General features: G+C 46.6%; 17 protein-coding genes. 4 read left to right on the plus strand and 13 right to left on the minus strand.

Annotation, left to right across the window (positions count from 1 at the left end; all coding sequences use genetic code 11):
* Nucleotides 1-447: 447 nt before the first annotated feature.
* The gene (locus BVJ53_RS04825) at nucleotides 448-2,079 is read right to left on the minus strand and encodes a peptide ABC transporter substrate-binding protein (protein ID WP_129301401.1); all 1,632 of its coding nucleotides are present in this window, start codon (nucleotides 2,077-2,079) and stop codon (nucleotides 448-450) included.
* 112 nt (nucleotides 2,080-2,191) lie between these two features.
* Here BVJ53_RS04825 and pepT point away from each other — a divergent pair, with 112 nt between their 5' ends.
* Nucleotides 2,192-3,439, plus strand: coding sequence for a peptidase T (pepT, locus tag BVJ53_RS04830; protein WP_129301402.1), 1,248 nt, complete (start codon nucleotides 2,192-2,194; stop codon nucleotides 3,437-3,439).
* 138 nt (nucleotides 3,440-3,577) lie between these two features.
* On the opposite strand, the gene BVJ53_RS04835 is transcribed toward pepT, so the two are convergent.
* Together BVJ53_RS04835 and BVJ53_RS04840 are read right to left on the minus strand one after the other, a co-directional pair.
* Nucleotides 3,578-3,859 carry a helix-turn-helix domain-containing protein gene (locus BVJ53_RS04835; RefSeq protein WP_129301403.1) on the minus strand — a complete coding sequence of 94 codons (282 nt, stop codon included), beginning with the start codon at nucleotides 3,857-3,859 and terminating at the stop codon, nucleotides 3,578-3,580.
* A 66-nt stretch (nucleotides 3,860-3,925) separates the two neighbouring features.
* Entirely contained in the window at nucleotides 3,926-4,522 is a 597-nt protein-coding gene (locus tag BVJ53_RS04840; protein ID WP_129301404.1) for a type IV toxin-antitoxin system AbiEi family antitoxin domain-containing protein, read from the minus strand.
* Between the two features lie 205 nt (nucleotides 4,523-4,727).
* Here BVJ53_RS04840 and BVJ53_RS14945 point away from each other — a divergent pair, with 205 nt between their 5' ends.
* Complete coding sequence (locus BVJ53_RS14945) at nucleotides 4,728-4,895, plus strand: hypothetical protein (protein WP_158280565.1); 168 nt, start codon at nucleotides 4,728-4,730, stop codon at nucleotides 4,893-4,895.
* A 120-nt stretch (nucleotides 4,896-5,015) separates the two neighbouring features.
* Here BVJ53_RS14945 and BVJ53_RS04845 read toward each other — a convergent pair whose 3' ends face one another.
* The 4 genes from BVJ53_RS04845 to BVJ53_RS04860 form a co-directional block, all read right to left on the minus strand.
* Nucleotides 5,016-6,254 carry a DUF2325 domain-containing protein gene (locus BVJ53_RS04845; RefSeq protein ID WP_129301405.1) on the minus strand — a complete coding sequence of 413 codons (1,239 nt, stop codon included), beginning with the start codon at nucleotides 6,252-6,254 and terminating at the stop codon, nucleotides 5,016-5,018.
* 206 nt (nucleotides 6,255-6,460) lie between these two features.
* A complete protein-coding gene (locus tag BVJ53_RS04850; protein WP_129301406.1) occupies nucleotides 6,461-7,324 on the minus strand; it encodes a hypothetical protein in 864 nt (287 codons plus the stop codon).
* Between the two features lie 229 nt (nucleotides 7,325-7,553).
* Entirely contained in the window at nucleotides 7,554-7,853 is a 300-nt protein-coding gene (locus tag BVJ53_RS04855) for a PTS sugar transporter subunit IIB (RefSeq protein ID WP_129301407.1), read from the minus strand.
* Entirely contained in the window at nucleotides 7,850-8,344 is a 495-nt protein-coding gene (locus tag BVJ53_RS04860; protein ID WP_129301443.1) for a PTS sugar transporter subunit IIA, read from the minus strand. Before BVJ53_RS04860 ends, BVJ53_RS04855 begins: the two co-directional genes overlap by 4 nt.
* A gap of 312 nt (nucleotides 8,345-8,656) precedes the next feature.
* On the opposite strand from BVJ53_RS04860, the gene BVJ53_RS04865 reads away from it, so the two are divergent.
* Together BVJ53_RS04865 and BVJ53_RS04870 are read left to right on the plus strand one after the other, a co-directional pair.
* Complete coding sequence (locus BVJ53_RS04865; protein WP_129301408.1) at nucleotides 8,657-10,006, plus strand: PTS galactitol transporter subunit IIC; 1,350 nt, start codon at nucleotides 8,657-8,659, stop codon at nucleotides 10,004-10,006.
* Between the two features lie 81 nt (nucleotides 10,007-10,087).
* Complete coding sequence (locus BVJ53_RS04870) at nucleotides 10,088-10,891, plus strand: SDR family oxidoreductase (protein ID WP_129301409.1); 804 nt, start codon at nucleotides 10,088-10,090, stop codon at nucleotides 10,889-10,891.
* A gap of 137 nt (nucleotides 10,892-11,028) precedes the next feature.
* On the opposite strand, the gene BVJ53_RS04875 is transcribed toward BVJ53_RS04870, so the two are convergent.
* The 6 genes from BVJ53_RS04875 to nagA form a co-directional block, all read right to left on the minus strand.
* Nucleotides 11,029-11,409: a PTS sugar transporter subunit IIA gene (locus tag BVJ53_RS04875; protein WP_129301410.1), complete on the minus strand. Its 381-nt coding sequence runs from the start codon at nucleotides 11,407-11,409 to the stop codon at nucleotides 11,029-11,031.
* A 141-nt stretch (nucleotides 11,410-11,550) separates the two neighbouring features.
* Nucleotides 11,551-12,372, minus strand: a complete 822-nt coding sequence (locus tag BVJ53_RS04880; RefSeq protein ID WP_129301411.1) for a PTS system mannose/fructose/sorbose family transporter subunit IID — start codon at nucleotides 12,370-12,372, stop codon at nucleotides 11,551-11,553.
* Nucleotides 12,359-13,270 (minus strand): PTS mannose/fructose/sorbose/N-acetylgalactosamine transporter subunit IIC, encoded by a 912-nt coding sequence (locus BVJ53_RS04885; protein ID WP_129301412.1) that lies wholly within the window; start codon nucleotides 13,268-13,270, stop codon nucleotides 12,359-12,361. Before BVJ53_RS04885 ends, BVJ53_RS04880 begins: the two co-directional genes overlap by 14 nt.
* A gap of 12 nt (nucleotides 13,271-13,282) precedes the next feature.
* Complete coding sequence (locus BVJ53_RS04890) at nucleotides 13,283-13,765, minus strand: PTS system mannose/fructose/N-acetylgalactosamine-transporter subunit IIB (protein ID WP_129301413.1); 483 nt, start codon at nucleotides 13,763-13,765, stop codon at nucleotides 13,283-13,285.
* A 260-nt stretch (nucleotides 13,766-14,025) separates the two neighbouring features.
* The gene (locus BVJ53_RS04900) at nucleotides 14,026-15,807 is read right to left on the minus strand and encodes a glycoside hydrolase family 35 protein (RefSeq protein ID WP_129301414.1); all 1,782 of its coding nucleotides are present in this window, start codon (nucleotides 15,805-15,807) and stop codon (nucleotides 14,026-14,028) included.
* A gap of 100 nt (nucleotides 15,808-15,907) precedes the next feature.
* Complete coding sequence (nagA, locus tag BVJ53_RS04905; RefSeq protein ID WP_129301415.1) at nucleotides 15,908-17,068, minus strand: N-acetylglucosamine-6-phosphate deacetylase; 1,161 nt, start codon at nucleotides 17,066-17,068, stop codon at nucleotides 15,908-15,910.
* Between the last annotated feature and the right edge of the window lie 47 nt (nucleotides 17,069-17,115).

The raw sequence follows: 17,115 nt of genomic DNA on the forward strand, positions 1-17,115 counted from the left end.
TATCCACATAAAGAGCCTGGTGCAGGAACACCAAGCCCTTTGGAATGCTATTTAACAGCAGCTCATTTAAGGCTACAAAATAGCCGTCAATTCGCTGGCTGTGCGAGACGGCTATTTTGTGTTATTCCGGTCAACTAGCACAATGATTAATGTTAGTATGGAGAGATAGACCTCGCCACACAGAACATCAAATCAAGTACGTCTTTGACTGACACAAGGCTACTCCTTTCTTCAGGATTATGACGTACGACAGTTCTAAAGCCAAAGTTATCACCTTCTTTCGAGGAATGTAGCTGCCGGTTTCATAGCATGCCGGATTATTGGCATAAGACGAGATCCGCTACCATCTACGTCAATGACCACCAATAATCCATCGAACACCAACAGCCCACCATGTGGCACAGTTTCTATGTGCACAGCATGATGGGCTGTTTTTTCAGTTCATTTTCACTTCAGATAAGCCGTCTTGAAATCATATGGTGTTCCATTAGGATTGAACGACAAACCTTTTACATTCGACCGCAACAATTGCAGGTTATCAGCTTGGTAAAGTGGCAAGGTGCCTTGATCCTTCATCAGAATCTTTTCGGCATCTTGCAACATGGTCCAGCGTTTTTGCGGGTCGTTGCCATATTTGGTTTCGGTTTCGCTTAGCAACTGATCCAGCTTGGCGTCTTTGTAGCCTGATGAATTGTAGCTCGAGTCGCTGATCCATACGTCCAGGAAGTTGTACGCGTCAGCAAAGATCGATTGCCATCCGGTGACCACCATGTCGTAATTGCCGGAATTCATCGCTTGCAGGCGTTGTGCTTTCGGAATGCTCTTAATCGTGACTTTAACATGTGGCAAGTCTTCAAACGCACCTTGCAGATATTCGGCGACCTGTTTGGAAACATCCGTATCATCGGCTAGTAATGTTAAGTTCAGTTGACTTTGGCCAGATTCTTTCATGCCTTCTGCAAATAGCTTCTTCGCTTTAGTTTTGTCATAGGCAACCGCACTTTTCACCTGGGTTGTCTTGGCAAAATCCGCACCGGTTTTCTGATTGGTATACAAACCGATCGGAATGAAGCCCAGCGCCGGCTTGGAGCCATCTTTCAAAACGTTCTTGGTCAGGGCCGTTCGATTAACCATCATGGAAAAGGCTTGGCGTACCTTAAGATTCTTGAACGCCGGAACCTGTTTTTGATTCAGGTCAACGCGTGTCATGTTGGAAGACAGCCGTTTAACCGCATCTTTGTCCTTGAGATGGGCGGCGGCTTGTTCACCGGTCAGCACGATCGAGTCCAACTTCTTGGTTTGATAAAGGTTCATGCCGGTTTGAACATCCTTGATCACGGTTTCGTTAACCTTAGCAAGTTTAACGTGTTTTTTATCCCAGTACTGCGGGTTCTTGGCCAGCGTCCAACTGTCTCCGGTTCCATTCCATTTCGTCAACTTAAATGGCCCACTGTAAACCTGCGTCGTTGCGGAAGTGCCATACTTTTTACCATATTTTTCAACCACTTTTTGATTCTGCGGATAATACAGCGGGAACGCCAGCAACTTCTTGAAGTAAGCGGTCGGATTTTCCAGCGTGATCGTTAAGTGATGGCTGTCGGTGGCCTTAATGCCTAGATCAGACGCCGGCTTAGTTCCTTTGATAATCGCGCTGGCATTTTTCACCGGCGCAAAGTAGAACGCATCAGTGGCTTTCGTCTTTGGATCCACGGTGCGCTGCCAACTATACACAAAATCCTGTGCCGTAATCGGATCGCCATTGCTCCATTTTGCATTGCGTAACGTGACATGATACGTCATGCCATCTTTACTGGTCGTGACCTTCTTAGCCAATGCGAGTTGCGGCTTTTGGCCCTTATCAGTTAACCGGTAAATCCCTTCCTGCGTATTATTCATCACTTGAAAAGAAACGGTATCCGTCGATTGTGAAGGATCATTGGTCACAATTGAAGATGATTCCGACCAATTCAGAGTTTGATTGGTACTTGATTGCCCACTGCTGCTTGATGAGCAACCAGCGGCCAAAAGTACGAGCGCCGCGGATGGCAACGCTAAAAGCCATTTTTTCGACCTGAACATATGTATTCCCCCGTCATTCTAAAATTGCGCTATTGACAAAATACTAAGCCAGATTCAAACTGATTGCAATGTAATGTTAATATTTTTCTCATCGAAAAGGCAGGGATTCTCATTGACGATCAACATCGATCTAGCGCAACTACAAGCAGATTTTATCCGGTATGCCAAAATCAACACCCGCTCTTATCCCGGACGTGACACCACGCCATCAACGCCGGGGCAAACGGAATTGGCGAAATTACTGGTGCAGCAATTGCAGGATTTAGGCCTGCAGGATGTCAGTCTGAACGAAAAAAATGGCTTCGTCACCGCAACGTTATCCGCTAACACGGACAAGCCAGCCAAAAGTTTCGGCATTATTGCCCATCTTGACACGGCCGATTACAATGCTAAAAACGTGCAACCGCAAGTTCACCCGCATTATGACGGCAGCCCAATTGAATTTAAAAATGGATTGCGCTTAACCGTCGAGCAGTTCCCAGCGCTGAAGCAGTATTTTGGCCAAACGCTCATTACCGGCGATGGCACGACTTTGCTGGGCGTTGACGATAAGGCCGGGATTGCTGGTGCGGTTGCGACTGCCCGCTACCTGCTCGCCCATCCGGAAATCAAACATGGCCTCATTAAGTTCGGTTTTGGGTCGGATGAAGAAATCGGTGTCGGCGCAGATAAGTTTGATGCAAAAGGTTTCGCGACTGATTTTGCCTACACGCTGGACAATGGTGATCCGGGGCAAATCGAGTATGAAACTTTCAACGCTGCGCAGGCCACGGTAACGATTGAAGGGACGTCGGTGCATCCCGGAGAAGCTAAGGGATTGATGGTCAACGCCAATACGCTCGGCCGTCAACTCGATGCCTCCTTACCTGCTTTTGACCGCCCGGAATTTAGCGCCGGCCACGAAGGTTATTACTTACTCTTGAAGTTTCACGGCGAAATCAGCGAAGCCCAGCTGGTTTACATCATTCGCGACTTTGATCATCAACAGTTTGAAGCTCGTAAAGCCTACTTCCTGAAAGTCGTGGACGAACTCAACGCGCAGTTTGATCACCCCCGCTTGAAAGTGTCCATGTACGACCAGTATTACAACATGGCCGATATCATCAACAAGGATCCTTACCCAATTCGCTTAGCCGAAGCCGGGATCAAAGCGGCTGGCCTCACGCCTAAAACCGTGCCATTCCGTGGCGGGACAGACGGTTCAAAAATTACTTATCAAGGCATCCCGACACCCAACCTATTCAACGGCGGCATCAATTTCCACGGCCCTTACGAAGTGGTCTCCACCGAAGCGATGGGCAAGATTGCTGAAACTTTGATCCATATGGCGCAGTTAAACGTTGAGGGTACGGTGGCTTAGAAATTTTTTAGGGTGAACACTCGAATTTTATGCACCGGTCAGAGCTAAAAAAATAAGCCGACTAGACTTTCACCGATCGCATGCACGTGCAATTCTGTGAGAGTCTGGTCGGTTTTATTTTACAATTGCTAACTACGATTAATCAGAATCTGTTTTGGTAAATCTATCTGTTGCCTGTGGTATACCAGCTTTGTTTGCGAGTGCACGTTGCGTCAACCTGGCAGCCTCTCTTGCTTGGCTAATAACGACAGCAGCTTCAAGTTTGCTCGACTCACAATCGTACGCTTGTTTCACTTTAGGATTGCGGAGCTGTTCTCGCAAGTAATCGTCAAAATCAACGTCTCTTCTCATGAATCTTTTCCCTTTCTTAGCAATTCCTGTCATCGGAAAAGCAATTGCATTTTTTATCACTGTATACAAGAACATCTGCTGCTTTGTTGATCTTATTGGCAATCTTTTGAGGGGATAAGTTGGCGTAATGATCCATCAGTTGAGAACCTCCAACAACTTAAAAATATCACTCTTTGGATAAAGCTGTTCCTTGAGTTTCTTAAGCTTACGATACGACTCAACACTGTTGCCATATTCATACATATAGTTATTAATAGCCTCCTTCCGAGTATAGGGTGCTACATCGGCGCGCTCCCAAAGTTCGAGAATCGTTCTTTCTATCGAATAAACCGGCACAATCCCCATGTTCGGAGTTTCAGCAGTCGTAATGCCCGGAAAATACCGGTCAGAAACATAGTAAATCGGCACAACTCCTTGTTCGGCGAGACGAGGATTTCGGTATCCATGCGGAAAAGCCATGATAAATCGATCAGGGAGTTGATCAGTGAGCCCATGCAAAAATAAGGCCGTATCTAGTGCAAAGATTCCCTTTGTATATCGCTGTGCAAGAACTGCAAAATCATCCCAGGTATAGCCGTCTTCAACGTAAACACCGCGTTCTTCACGTGAGATACGGCCGATATTGACAGCATGTTTAAGCATTGACGAGGAAATGCCGTAACGCCGTGCCGTTCCACTGACAAAGGTGTGGTATTTTTTCAACAACGCATCAAGCTTTTTAGTGTCCGTCATCCATGCCCTCCTTTTGTCCTTATATACGTCAAAAATATTATATGACGTATATATAGGTTGTTCAACTAAAAAGAACTAAGCATCAGTACCTCCCTAAACTTTTGCTCAGTTTTAAATACGCTCAAAACAATTAACCAAACCCCGCCATTTTTGCCATGCCAACTTGCAAAAGTGGGACTTTTGCGGGCCCGGATATTCCGGCATAATGACATTGTTGCGTTATTTTGTCGCAAATGGCGAAGGCTTCGTCCGCCTCAACATCGGCATGCCACGGCCGCTGCTCAAGGAAGCACTGGATCGAATCCTTGCCACTTACGCCAAGTGGCCACTCACAGAAAAAGCTCAAGCAGCACCCACACCAGCCGAAAAATGAGCGCCAAACTAAATTGATCCCAGCAAGACCAAAACACGTCTCCTGGGATCAATTTTTGTATTTTTTTTAAAGAGGCTTAACGCCAGATACCATTTGGCGAGCACTGTCGCACAGATTTGACTACGCTTCGTCACTAACCACCGGCACCTTCGCTTCATTAGGAAAATGCCGCTTGTACCACTGAAGCATGTTGCGTTCATTGGTGTTCTTAGCCATCCAGATCGGCTTGCCAATGCGCTTGGCTTCGTCTTTGGCTGCAAACATCTGGCCGTGGTCGACAAAATCAGTCGGCACAATGACCACATCGGCTTTTTGCACTTTTTTCTTTAACATGGCATTGGAATCTGAACGTGGCGATAAAATTAACTTGCCGCCGCGTTCTTCCACGTTACGTTTGACCTTGCGCGGCATGCCGGAGTTTTCAATGCAAACTAATAATAGTTGTTTGTTGGCGAATACCTGCTGCAAAGCCCGTTGCTTCCGTTTGGCAGGCTTGTTGACCGTGGCTTTGTACTGATTTTGACGACTTGAGGCTGTCTCATGGCTGAGTTCTGCTCCTGTCGTCCTGGCAAACTTCTGCTTCATACGTGTGGCTACTGCGGCTGAATCCGTGTAACGCCAGATAATCTTACCGTCAATTTCCTGACCGCGCCGATACGCATAATCAATGTAATCGCCAGGCCTCAATTTAAACTGCATGACATCATAATCGCCGAGAAGCAACTGCTGCGTGGTTTCGTGTTCCGGTGACTGAAACTCAATATACCAACGTTTAACATCTTGCCGGAAGACGGCCGGCAAAAACTTCAACCGGACAATATCGGTTGGCAGCGGATCGCGCTTCAAAGTTGTGATTTTATAATTCAACGAGTCGCCGTCTTTATACTCATCTGCTCTGACCCAATCACCATTCTCCGGAGCATTCGACATTTTATGTAGCTTACTTTCAGAGATCTTAATTGAACCCACGTGGCCGCCGTTCAAATCAAAGTGGAAGCGGCCAATATATGCTTTGTGATTATTCAGCCAATGTTCTGACAACAGTGGTACTTCGGGAACGTTGCTGACTTTGGGTTGTTCCGGTGCCGATTCGCGCTTGGCGATCTGCGTGGTGGCAACCGGCGTAACAGCAGGACGCTCAATGGTCATTTCTTCCGTACTTGTTGGCATTTCCGTTTCTTGCTTCGTTACTGTTTCAGAAGTGCCCGCGACAAAATCAATGGCGGCAACATCATTCAGAATCTTTAGCAAATCTTGAATATCTTGAGTTGTTTTCTGAATATTCTCAGTGGTCAATTCAGCCGTTTTAGCAGTTACTTGGTGCTTGAGCAGTTCAATGATCTTTAATTTGTCATCCATTCAGATACCCGCCTTCATTTTAAAAGTGACTCCCTCCATTGTACTGTTGTTAAAAAGATTACAAAAGCATTCTCCCTTAATTTTATCAAAAAATTGCCATATATTCCCTAACTGCGGCTCATAAAAGTCACTTCGTTTGGCATACGCGCAAAAAAGCACTTGTCTACTGCCAATTCTGTGTTGACAATCGACATCGTGCCAGAAATTTACTTCGACTCGTCGTCTTTTCGCGGATGAATATTCAGTTCGCGTGCAAGATCATACTCAAATAATTCATAACCACCCATGGCGTCGTGAACCTCGACGCCTTTGGGAAAAAGAGCCGCGTTGGTTTCCTGACGGCTGTCCACTCCTGGAATCCCAGGTGACGTTTGATTAAGTGTATATCGGTATGGAACAAGGTCGGTCAACTCACTCTTGAGCTTTTCTAAATTGCGTTTTTCTGTCGTTCTCACAAAGATACGGGTTGTATCAAGTGGCTTAAACGCGTCAATTGGCAAAGCATCAAAAGACGTAATGGCGTCTAAATCGAGCAAAGCGTCCCAATGTGCAGTGATGCCAGTCGCAATATTAGGGACGACACTAAAGTATATCGACAAATAATCATCCAAAACGAGTACATACGCACCCGCACTTCGAGCAGCGCGTGTTCGGAGCGATGTTATTTGTTGAAAGCCATTGCTCTGACAAAATTCCATGATCTCATCTTCAAACCGCGCACGTTTTCGCCGTTTCACTTTTGGAATGAAAGTATCAAAAAGCTGTTGGGCTTCATCTCGACGCTGAAGCCAGTGGGATTTGTTAATCAGTGGATAATAATCCGGATAACGGCGCTGAAGCTGTTCTAGTGGTAACCGGGAAGTTAAATTAGTCACCTCAAAAGCTTCCTTCTCATTGATCCAGTCTCCCGGACGCCGCAAAAAGCCATTCACTTTAATCCACCGGCGATTTTTCAAAGCATAATTAAATAATAATCGTTTTCTGATCGTCAAGTCGAGCGGCTCAAAAAAATTGTCACGGGTGATATGCGTAGCTTCAGTGGATGCAAGCGTCACACCAAAATATTTCAAACATAAACACCTCCACTTAAAGTAAACGATCACAATGCCCATCTTTCAATAAAAAAAAGAGGGCTATCCCTCTTTTTAATTTCTGAAAGTTCAGATCATTAAAAGCATAACCGTTATGCTTCATTTTCATGTCTGCATAGTGAAACAACACAGTATGATCATACCATGTTTGAGTCGCAATTCAAGACACTGAACTTGCTTACCAGCGGTCCATAAAAATCAATAAAGTTTAGTTTTTGGGTTTCAAGTCAAGTATATCGATCACTTTCTGAACGAGTTGGTCTTCACCTACACCTGTCAAAAATGGCAAGCCATTTAAAACCGGTACACCAATATCTTCTGTGAATTTTGCCGTTGTGATCGCTAAATCGAACTGATCGGCTTTAGAACGCAACTGGGGAATTGAGGTCTGATCCATTGATACTTGAGTGACATCAATTCCTTTTGCCTTTAGTTTTTCCTCTAAGGCATTTCGCGCTACCGTTGACGTCGCAATCCCCGAGCCGCATGCTACAATAATCTTTTTCATTTTGAACGCTCCTTTTCTGTTGAGTCAATTGTTACATCACGAAACACACTTTCGAGTCGAGTGAATAATTCATCATCAGTCTTGGCGTCAAGTAACCCCTGCAAGGTTGACTGGTTCTGAACAATCCCCATCAAGTCCTTCAATAAAGTCACTTCGGCATGCGGCTCGCTAACAGCTAACATGAAAATCAGCCGAACCGCTAAATCTTCTCCCGGATCGCCCATATTTTTGAAAATGATAGGCGTCTTTAGCGTTGCAACAGAAATCGTACCGCGATTAACATTGGTCCAATCAGCATGCGGAATGGCTACCATAATGCCGCCAGTCGGTAAACCGGTTGGAAATTGATGTTCACGATTCACCACCGCATCGATAAATGACGACTTAACGTATTGATTTTCGACCATTGTTGTGGCCATCGACTTCAAAGCGTCATCGGAGTTCGAAAACGTCACATTCCGGTGAATTAGATTCTTATTCAGCAATGCCATGTTGATCACACTCCATCCTCTTGATTGGTTTCAAGAGTCATCATAGTCGCTATTCGCAATTAATGCAATCGCTTACCTTAATATTATTTTCACTAATTATAAGTCCGTTTAAGCGCTTTTATTTGGGTATATACCAGAAAAGTTCAAACAAATGTCTTGCATTTTTCTATAAATTGTTTATCATCATTCGTGTAAGGGCTTTCACTAATCGGCAAAGCTTTTCTTAGCGGTCATGACAATTTCAACGTAAACGACCGGTTATCAAGTTAGCCTTTTAAAATGACGAATTTCTAATTACGAGGAGGTAGCAAAATGCAAGTTATTCAATACATTGTGAACTTGGGGCCGAGCGTCATGATTCCGATTATCATCTTCATTTTGGGTCTTTGCTTGCGTCAAGGCGTTGGTAAATCGCTGCGCGCGGGTATCTCAATTGGCATTGGCTTTGTGGGTATCAATTTGGTCATTACACTTTTGACTGATAACTTGGGCAAGGCCGCCGAAGCAATGGCGAAGAACTTTAATTTAGGCTTGAGCGTTGTTGATATCGGCTGGCCCGGAACGTCACCGATGGCATGGGCGTCAGCGATGGGACTCATCGCCATCCCTATTGCCATTGCCGTTAACGTAGTGATGTTGCTCACACGTATGACCAAAGTCGTCAACGTTGATATCTGGAATATTTGGCATATGGCATTTACTGGCGCGATTGTACAACTGGCCACCGGTAGCTTTACCTGGGGTATTGTCGCCATTTGTGTTCATGCTGCAATCGCCTATAAATTGGGGGATATTTTCAAGCCGGTCACGGATAATTTTTTTGGCTTGGAAGGAATCTCTATTCCACACGGGACTTCTGCATATATGGGCATTTTTGCCAAGCCGATTGATGATTTAATTGAGGCCATCCCAGGGTTGAACAAAATTACCATCACTTCTAAAACTGTCGAAGAACGATTCGGCGTTTTAGGTCAGCCATCCATCATTGGCGCGATTTTGGGTGTACTCATCGGTTTTTTAGCGAAGTTTCCAGTTGGCAAATCACTTCAGCTAGGTATTCAGATGGCGGCTGTTATGGTTTTAATGCCAGTTGTCGTTAAATTCATCATGGAAGGCCTTATTCCAATTTCGCAAGGTGCCAAAGTCATTATGGACAAGCATTTTAAAGGCGGTTTATTCACGATCGGAATGGATCCGGCTTTGTTACTTGGTAATTCAGAGGTCATTGCAGCCGGTCTGTTATTTGTCCCAATTACATTGCTGATTGCTGTTCTTGTTCCTGGAAACCGAGTTCTGCCTTTTGGCGATTTAGCAACCATCGGCTTCTTCATCGCCATTGCAACTGGCGTCCATAAGGGAAACATTTTCCGTACCTTAATTTCCGGCTCTGTGATCATGTTCATTACTATCTGGATCTCAAATCAAATGTATCCACTGGAAATTGCGCTGGGCCACGCTACGAACTTGCTGGCAAAAGGCAAGCAGGTTTCATCACTTGATCAGGCTGGGTCACCGATCACTTATCTATTAACAAAAGGCTTCACAGGACAAGTCGGCATCGGCTTCATTGTGATCGCGATTCTTTTCATTGGTGCATTCGCCTACACGTATATTGCCTATAAACGTCAGCGGCTTTACGTCACAGATGACAAGGCAAAATAAGCTTTTCGTTAAACAGCAAACCATATCTTTCACCGACGCAAAAGCCAGTGAATGATCTTTAAAATTAGGAGGAATTAAATTATGGTTAATGATTGGTTGAATATTGATGGTCGAGTTTTTATCGTAACAGGCGGATCGTCAGGAATTGGTGATGCGATTGTTAAGGATCTACTCAGTAATAATGCTAAAGTTGTCAACGCCGATCTTAAGGAAGGCAACTTTAAAGATGATAATCTGCTGTTTGTTCAGACGGATGTTACTAAGCGGGATCAAATCGAGCTTATGGTCGCAGTCGCAAAAGAAAACTTTGGCAAGATCGATGGCTTAGTTAACAATGCTGGTATTAACATCCCGAGAATTTTAACCGATCCAACCGATCCGGATGGCAAATATGTGATTGACGAGGCTAATTTCGATAAGATGTTCACTATTAATGTCAAAAGTGTCTGGCTTTGCTCTTCCATCATCGTCAAAGAGTTAGTCAAGCAGCATAAAGGTGTCATTGTTAACATGTCATCTGAATCCGGGCTGGAAGGTTCGCAAGGTGCAGGGATTTATTCCGGTACCAAAGGCGCTATCAATGGTTTTACCCGTGCATGGGCTAAAGAACTGGGACAATATAACGTTCGGATGATCGGTGTAGCTCCTGGCGTTTTGGAAGCAACCGGATTGCGGACACTCTCTTATGAAGAAGGTCTGGCTTACTCCCGCCATGAAACCGTTGAACGGCTGCGGGCAGGTTATGCGAAAACATCAACCATTCCACTAGGCCGCAGCGGTAAATTATCCGAAGTTGCAGATTTGGTCACCTACTTCCTCTCCGACCGTTCGAGTTATATGACAGGTCAGACGGTTAATGTTTCCGGTGGTAAATCCCGCGGCTGACAGCAAATAACAACAAGGGAGGGAGGCTATATCATGACAAAAATCATTGATGACAAATATAAACGCCGTAAAAGCGAAGACACCAAAAAAGCCCGCATCCAACCGGACACAGGCCCTCCTCATTTTTTTCAAGCTGATTAGTGCTTCACAATATCATTGATATAAGCCACGCCAGCTTTGCCGTCGCCTACCAGATCAGGTTTCATGTCCAACATCTGGCCATTCAAGTAGCTGATGACCATCGGTAGGTTCATGCCGGCATAGAGATCAAAGTTGCCGCCTTCTGCCAATACACGAGCAGCCACATTGTTTGGAGTGCCGCCTTTGAGATCGGCTAGCACGGTGACATCATCGGCACCTTCGATGGCGGCTTTGAACTTGGCCTGAAAATCTTCAGGGCCTTCGTTCGGCAACAAAGCCACTGTCGCAATGTCGTCTTGTGGTCCCATGATCATTTCGGCACTCTTTTTAAGTTCCTCGCACAATTGACCGTGACTGATTAAAACTAATTTACTCATTTAAGAAAGACTCCTTTAACATGCGCTGGTCCGATCGACCGCTGTTCTGATGATTTAAAATCGCATGACTGTTTAATGATACCTGCAATCAGATATGGTTGAAGCAGCTGATGCTTACAACTAAAAACTTAGCGTACTTGATTAGCCTTTTGCAATGACACCCAAAGCCGACAGTGCGATGGATACGAACAAGACAATGAAGATTGCCCGGGTTGAGGTCATGTGCTTACGGCCAAGCAACCAGTAAATGGCACCCACGATCAAGGCTGGCAATAGCTTAGGAATAATCATATCTGAATACTTCTGGAAATCCAATGGCACATTACCAATCTTTGGTGCAAAGGCGAACTTAACGTTAATCATGGTTGCAACCAACGCGCCAACCATGAAGACCCCCATGATCGTTGCGGCATTGGTCAAAGCTGCCAACCGATGCGACATCGTGGTGACTAAGGAAACCCCTTCTTTATACGCAATCTTCAACTGTTTCCACCGGAAGACCATAATGGCAACCTGGGCTGCAATCCAGATAAACACGCCGACTGGGTTACCTTCCTGCGCCATGTTAGCCGCAATAGCCCCGAAAATCGCAGGAATCAAAGCAGCAAAGATCGAATCCCCAATGGAAGCAAAGGAACCCATTAACCCAGTTTTCAAACCAACGACAGTTTCTTCGCCAGCGATACCTTCTTGTTCTTCGACTGACAAATCAATGCCGGTAATGATGGTATTGAAGAAATTCGATGTGTTGAAGAACTGGGTATGCGTCTTCATCATTTTCTTCAGTTCTGGTGTGCCATCACCATAAATCTTCCGCAGTTGTGGCAGGATCGTGTAAAGGTAGCCAGATGCCTGCATTCGTTCGTAGTTCCAACCCAACTGGAAGCCGAACAAGCTGCGCCGGTTAATTTGCCGGAAATCTTTATCCGTTAATTTGTAAGCGGGTTTTTTAGAGTTCATCATCGGTGATTTCCCCCTCTTCATTGGTATTCTTCTTCGCTGCGGCACCATTTTCACCGTTACCGCCGTTGGTGCTGTCGTGCAGTGCTGTTGACTGCTGATAAGCAATTGCAGCAAAGGCAAAAGCAATAAATGCCATCGCTAACATGGACAGACCGTTGAAGTTTGCCGTAAACTTCTTGGTTACTTCAGTCATGGCTGTTCCAAGCGTTTGGACGCTGCCAAACAAAGTTGTGAAGAGCATGGTGAAAGTAAATCCAAGAAACAGATAAGCAAAGTGCTTCTTAACTGGCAGGTAGTGAAGCAGGATCGCAAACCCGACAGCCGGTAGAACCGCGCCAGCAGTCGTGAGTCCATCCCCCAACCATTTCCAACTCGTATTCAGGACGTGCGCAACGTTGGTAACAAAGCCGCCACCAAAGGCAAGCGCCAGACCAACCGGGATCATCCGTGACAGTGCCCATGGCAGCGCACCGGCAAGGAAGTAACGTTCGATCCCCTTGTAGTTGTATTCGTCAACCATCTTATCAATCCGATGTGCAAAGAAGGTGTTAGCGAAACGTGCCAGGATATCCGTCTGAATCATGATACTTGCAACCGGAACCGCAATCGCAGCAACCGCTGTCGCCGGCTTCATACCGGAACTAACAGAAAATGCCGTTGCTAGAATCGTACCGGAGTTGGCATCAATTTTAGACGCCCCACCGAATGTGCCGACCCCTAAAACCATCAACTGAACGGACGCACCGATCATCAAACCGGCTTTCATATCACCCATCACTAACCCTGTTACCAAACCGGCAAAAACCGGTGAACTCATGGCTGAATAAATTTGCAGTTCATCAAGGATTTGATAACCTGCATATAAAGTTAAAATTGCTATTTGCCACCATGCAATCATTATTGACTCCCCCTATCCTTTTTTAAGCAGTGACATGAAGTCTGCTGCGGGATCCCCCGGAACCATTTGTGCAATCAAGTGAACGCCAGCGGCATCCAGCTTCTTGAAGGTCTCAACGTCGGCGTCGACTACATTGATCGACTTTGTAATGGAACGAGTCTCATCTGTCTGGGACATATTGCCAACATTCAGTTCCTTAATCGGCACACCGGCTTCGACTAATGCCAAAAATGTTTCCGGCCGTTTTGCGACAATGAAAACCTTCTGCGAATCGTACTTGTGGTTCAAAATGTGGTCGGCTGCGGTCTTAACATCCAGAACTGACAAACGAACCGTTTCCGGGGTCGCCATCCGCAACCCGCTTTTATCGATGTCACTCTTGGATGCTGCATCATCGACAACCATAATTCGGGTCGCACCCAGTTTGGTGGTCCAAAGATTGGCAACCTGGCCATGGACCAGACGACCATCAACACGTGCTGCAATAATAGCCATTTTCTACTCCTCCTCTTGTTTGAGCGTGAGCCGGCGCGCTTAGAAACCGAAGTGTAAGTGGCCTTGGGCGCATTGGCCCGGGCTTAGGCCATTGCGACCAAGGTCCTTACATGCAGGTTTCTGCGCCGGTGAACGCGTTATGGTGAGCGTGAGCCGGCGCGCTTAGAAACCGGTGTGTAAGCGGCCTTGGGCGTGATGGCCCGGGCTTTGGCCATTGCGACCGAGGTTCTTACATGCAGGTTTCTGCGCCGGCGAACGCGTTATGGTTCTACAAATATCGGGTGGTCAGCCAATTTCAAGCTTTCGGCGTAGCGGCCTTCCGTTTCAAACACGATGACCTCATTTTGCCCGGTATGCAGGAACCCGACTGGCACATACAGTGACAACGTGGGTCCTTTCTCCCAGAACCTGCCGACATTTACACCATTAACCAGCATCACTCCTTTACCGAATCCGCGACAATCCAAATAGATATCGTGCGGCTCTGTTAGATCAAACGTGTATTTGTAAAATGCCGGTGTCTCAGGCTGCCAATCGTTTGTGAAATCCAGTTTTGGTGCCTGATCCAAGTCCAGCGGGTATTGCTCGTAGCCTTTGATAAAATGCAGATCAACCATGACGCCAGTGCGGATGCCTTTGAACTGAGTAATGGCCTCGATTTTGGCACCATAGTTCACGCGACTCATGTTTTCGACTAACAAGTCAAGTTGGTGATGGCCTTCAACCTCTGGCAACAAAATGTCATCGCCAATGGCTTCTTGGTACTGAGTGGCCAGCCGCTTTTGATCCAAAAAGGCCTGCACCCGATCGCGGGCATCAACCACCCGCAACTTCGCTGGCGTTCCTTTGTCAGTACCGCTGATTAACGGCTGGGTACGATACAACGTGTAGCCAGTGTACTGACCCAAAAACTCCTGCGTTTGCGGATACGCCGCTTCAATCGGCTTGGCAAGCTGATCGAGAACCGAGAACAATGAAACTTTCGCCGTCAGCGGATGCTCAGCCGGTGCCATGATCGGCTTGACCAATGGCTCGGCTTGTTCGACATCCGGCAAGACCTCATGGATCATTTTTTGAATGGCGAAGTACTTCGGCGTCGGATTACCTTGTTCGTTAAGCGGTGCATCGTAATCGTAGGAAGTCACCTGAGGTAAATCATGATCCTTCCGCGCAGAAGTGCCGTTCATGAACCCAAAATTGGTGCCACCATGGAACATGTAGAGATTGACACTACCACGTTTGATCACGGCTCGCAGATCTTCGGCGGTTTCATCAGGATCGCGGCGAATGATCGGCTCGCCCCAGCGATTGAACCAGCCATCCCAAAACTCCATACACATGAGCGGCCAATCCCGCCCATGCACTTGATGGAACGCAGCAAGTCGATCAAAATTCTTGTCGGCTGCCGACCCAAAGTTACCGGTTACCAGAATACCGTCGTTGATCATGCTGCCGGCATTTAGCGTTGCTGGCCACGGTCCGTCTGAGGTGAACAACGGTACATCGGCACCATGCTGCTTCATCAATTCGGCAAGCGCCGCCAGATAATCGTGATCTTCACCGTATGAGCCGTACTCATTTTCCACCTGCATCATGAGGACGTTACCGCCGTGGGTGACTTGATGATCAATCAAATGTGGCATTAACGCTGCGTAATAATGATCAATCGCTTGCAGATAACTGGGATCATCGGTACGCAATCGCATGGATTTGGTTAACAGCCATGCTGGAAATCCACCGAATTCCCACTCTGCACAAATATACGGTGACGGTCGAACAATCGCGTACAGACCAAGATCTTTAGCAATATCCAGAAAATGCTCGATATCGAGGATGCCGCTGAAGTCAAATGTGCCTTCACGATACTCATGCAGATTCCATGGCACATAAGTTTCCACCGTATTGAAACCTAATGCTTTCAGGTTATACAAACTGTGGTACCAGTCGTTTGGATGAACCCGAAAGTAATGAATTGCGCCAGATAAGATCTTGAACGGCTTGCCATCTAACATAAAATCATGTTCGATCGAAAAAGTCGTCATGAAGGTCTGGCCCCCTTTCACTCATAACAGCTGTCGCGTCAACAATACTCAGTGTCACACATTAATCCCGATTTTCACAGGTTTTGTGTCACATAAGCTCTCATGCCTCTGCTTGATAAGCCAATTTGCCGTCTAAATAGGTTGCCTGCAGCGTTAAATCGGCATTTAGTACCAGATAATCAGCCGCCCGCCCCGGCAAAATGCTGCCGCACTGACCGTCAATCTTGCATGAAGCAGCCGGTGTCTGGGTCGCCATCTGAATAATCGCTTCCGGTGTCGCGGCATTCCATGTCAGCAAATTTGTCAATGCATCTTTCAATTCCAACACGGAACCGGCTAAACTATCGCCATCTTCCAACCGCGCCATGCCATCTTTAACATAAACCGGGAATTCACCCAAAACATAATCGCCATCCGGCATCATCCCTGCCCGCATGCAATCAGTGATCAGCGCGATGTGTTCCGCGCCTTTTAGCCGAATGAGCGTTGTAGCGACTTCTGGCCGCACGTGATGGCCGTCGCAGATTAGCTCGTCGTCAACGCCTTGCAGGTACATCGCCGCTCCGACCATGCCAGGTTCCCGATGATTCAACGGGCTCATGCCATTAAACGTGTGGGTGAAGACTGTCGCACCAGCATCAACACAAACCTTTGCCTGCTCAAACGTGGCATCGCTGTGGCCAAGTGCGACCACAGTTCCCTCAGCAGTCGCGTACCGCGTAAAGGCAGCGGCACCATCACGTTCGGGTGCAATAGCAATTTTTTTCAAAAGGCCATTGGCAGAAGTCTGCCAGTCATCGTATTCTTTTTCGCTCGGGTTCTTAAAATACTTAGGATTCTGCGCACCTTTGTGTTTGGTGGTGAAGTATGGCCCTTCAAAATAGATGCCTTGGATCTTGGCGCCGGTTTCTTCGCCGGCATGTGCAGCGATGGTTTTGCAAACATCATTCAACTGATCAAATGAACCGGTTAAAGTCGTTGGCAGCCAGCTTGTGACGCCCGCCTTAACCAAGTTCTGACTCATTGCCTCAATACCATCCCAATCGTTGTCCATCACATCATGACCCAACAGACCGTGAATGTGAGTATCAACCAAACCCGGTGCAATCAGCTTACCGGGTTGTTCCACGATGTCACCATCCGGCTTGGCATTTTCCGGTAGGTATTCGCCGAACTCGCCGTCATCAGTAATTTCAAGATACCCGCCAATTTCAGTCGCGTGTTTGAGGAAAAACTTTGCGGCGTGAATGTAATAACTCATGAACATTTGCCTCCCAGTTTAAACCGTGCCATTCATTTCACTTTTCG

It is taken from the genome of Lacticaseibacillus chiayiensis (genome assembly GCF_004123795.1).
GTDB classification, from domain to species: domain Bacteria; phylum Bacillota; class Bacilli; order Lactobacillales; family Lactobacillaceae; genus Lacticaseibacillus; species Lacticaseibacillus chiayiensis.

Excerpts from the sequence above, each read along its gene's own strand:
- BVJ53_RS04845 (WP_129301405.1), bottom strand. The coding sequence starts at position 6,254 with ATGGATGACAAATTAAAGATCATTGAACTGCTCAAGCACCAAGTAACT.
- BVJ53_RS04890 (WP_129301413.1), bottom strand. The coding sequence starts at position 13,765 with ATGGCTATTATTGCAGCACGTGTTGATGGTCGTCTGGTCCATGGCCAG.
- BVJ53_RS04860 (WP_129301443.1), bottom strand. The coding sequence starts at position 8,344 with ATGGCATTGCTGAATAAGAATCTAATTCACCGGAATGTGACGTTTTCG.
- BVJ53_RS04840 (WP_129301404.1), bottom strand. The coding sequence starts at position 4,522 with ATGACGGACACTAAAAAGCTTGATGCGTTGTTGAAAAAATACCACACC.
- BVJ53_RS04875 (WP_129301410.1), bottom strand. The coding sequence starts at position 11,409 with ATGAGTAAATTAGTTTTAATCAGTCACGGTCAATTGTGCGAGGAACTT.
- nagA (WP_129301415.1), bottom strand. The coding sequence starts at position 17,068 with ATGAGTTATTACATTCACGCCGCAAAGTTTTTCCTCAAACACGCGACT.
- BVJ53_RS14945 (WP_158280565.1), top strand. The coding sequence starts at position 4,728 with ATGACATTGTTGCGTTATTTTGTCGCAAATGGCGAAGGCTTCGTCCGC.
- BVJ53_RS04885 (WP_129301412.1), bottom strand. The coding sequence starts at position 13,270 with ATGATTGCATGGTGGCAAATAGCAATTTTAACTTTATATGCAGGTTAT.
- BVJ53_RS04825 (WP_129301401.1), bottom strand. The coding sequence starts at position 2,079 with ATGTTCAGGTCGAAAAAATGGCTTTTAGCGTTGCCATCCGCGGCGCTC.
- BVJ53_RS04865 (WP_129301408.1), top strand. The coding sequence starts at position 8,657 with ATGCAAGTTATTCAATACATTGTGAACTTGGGGCCGAGCGTCATGATT.
- BVJ53_RS04900 (WP_129301414.1), bottom strand. The coding sequence starts at position 15,807 with ATGACGACTTTTTCGATCGAACATGATTTTATGTTAGATGGCAAGCCG.
- BVJ53_RS04855 (WP_129301407.1), bottom strand. The coding sequence starts at position 7,853 with ATGAAAAAGATTATTGTAGCATGCGGCTCGGGGATTGCGACGTCAACG.
- BVJ53_RS04870 (WP_129301409.1), top strand. The coding sequence starts at position 10,088 with ATGGTTAATGATTGGTTGAATATTGATGGTCGAGTTTTTATCGTAACA.
- BVJ53_RS04880 (WP_129301411.1), bottom strand. The coding sequence starts at position 12,372 with ATGATGAACTCTAAAAAACCCGCTTACAAATTAACGGATAAAGATTTC.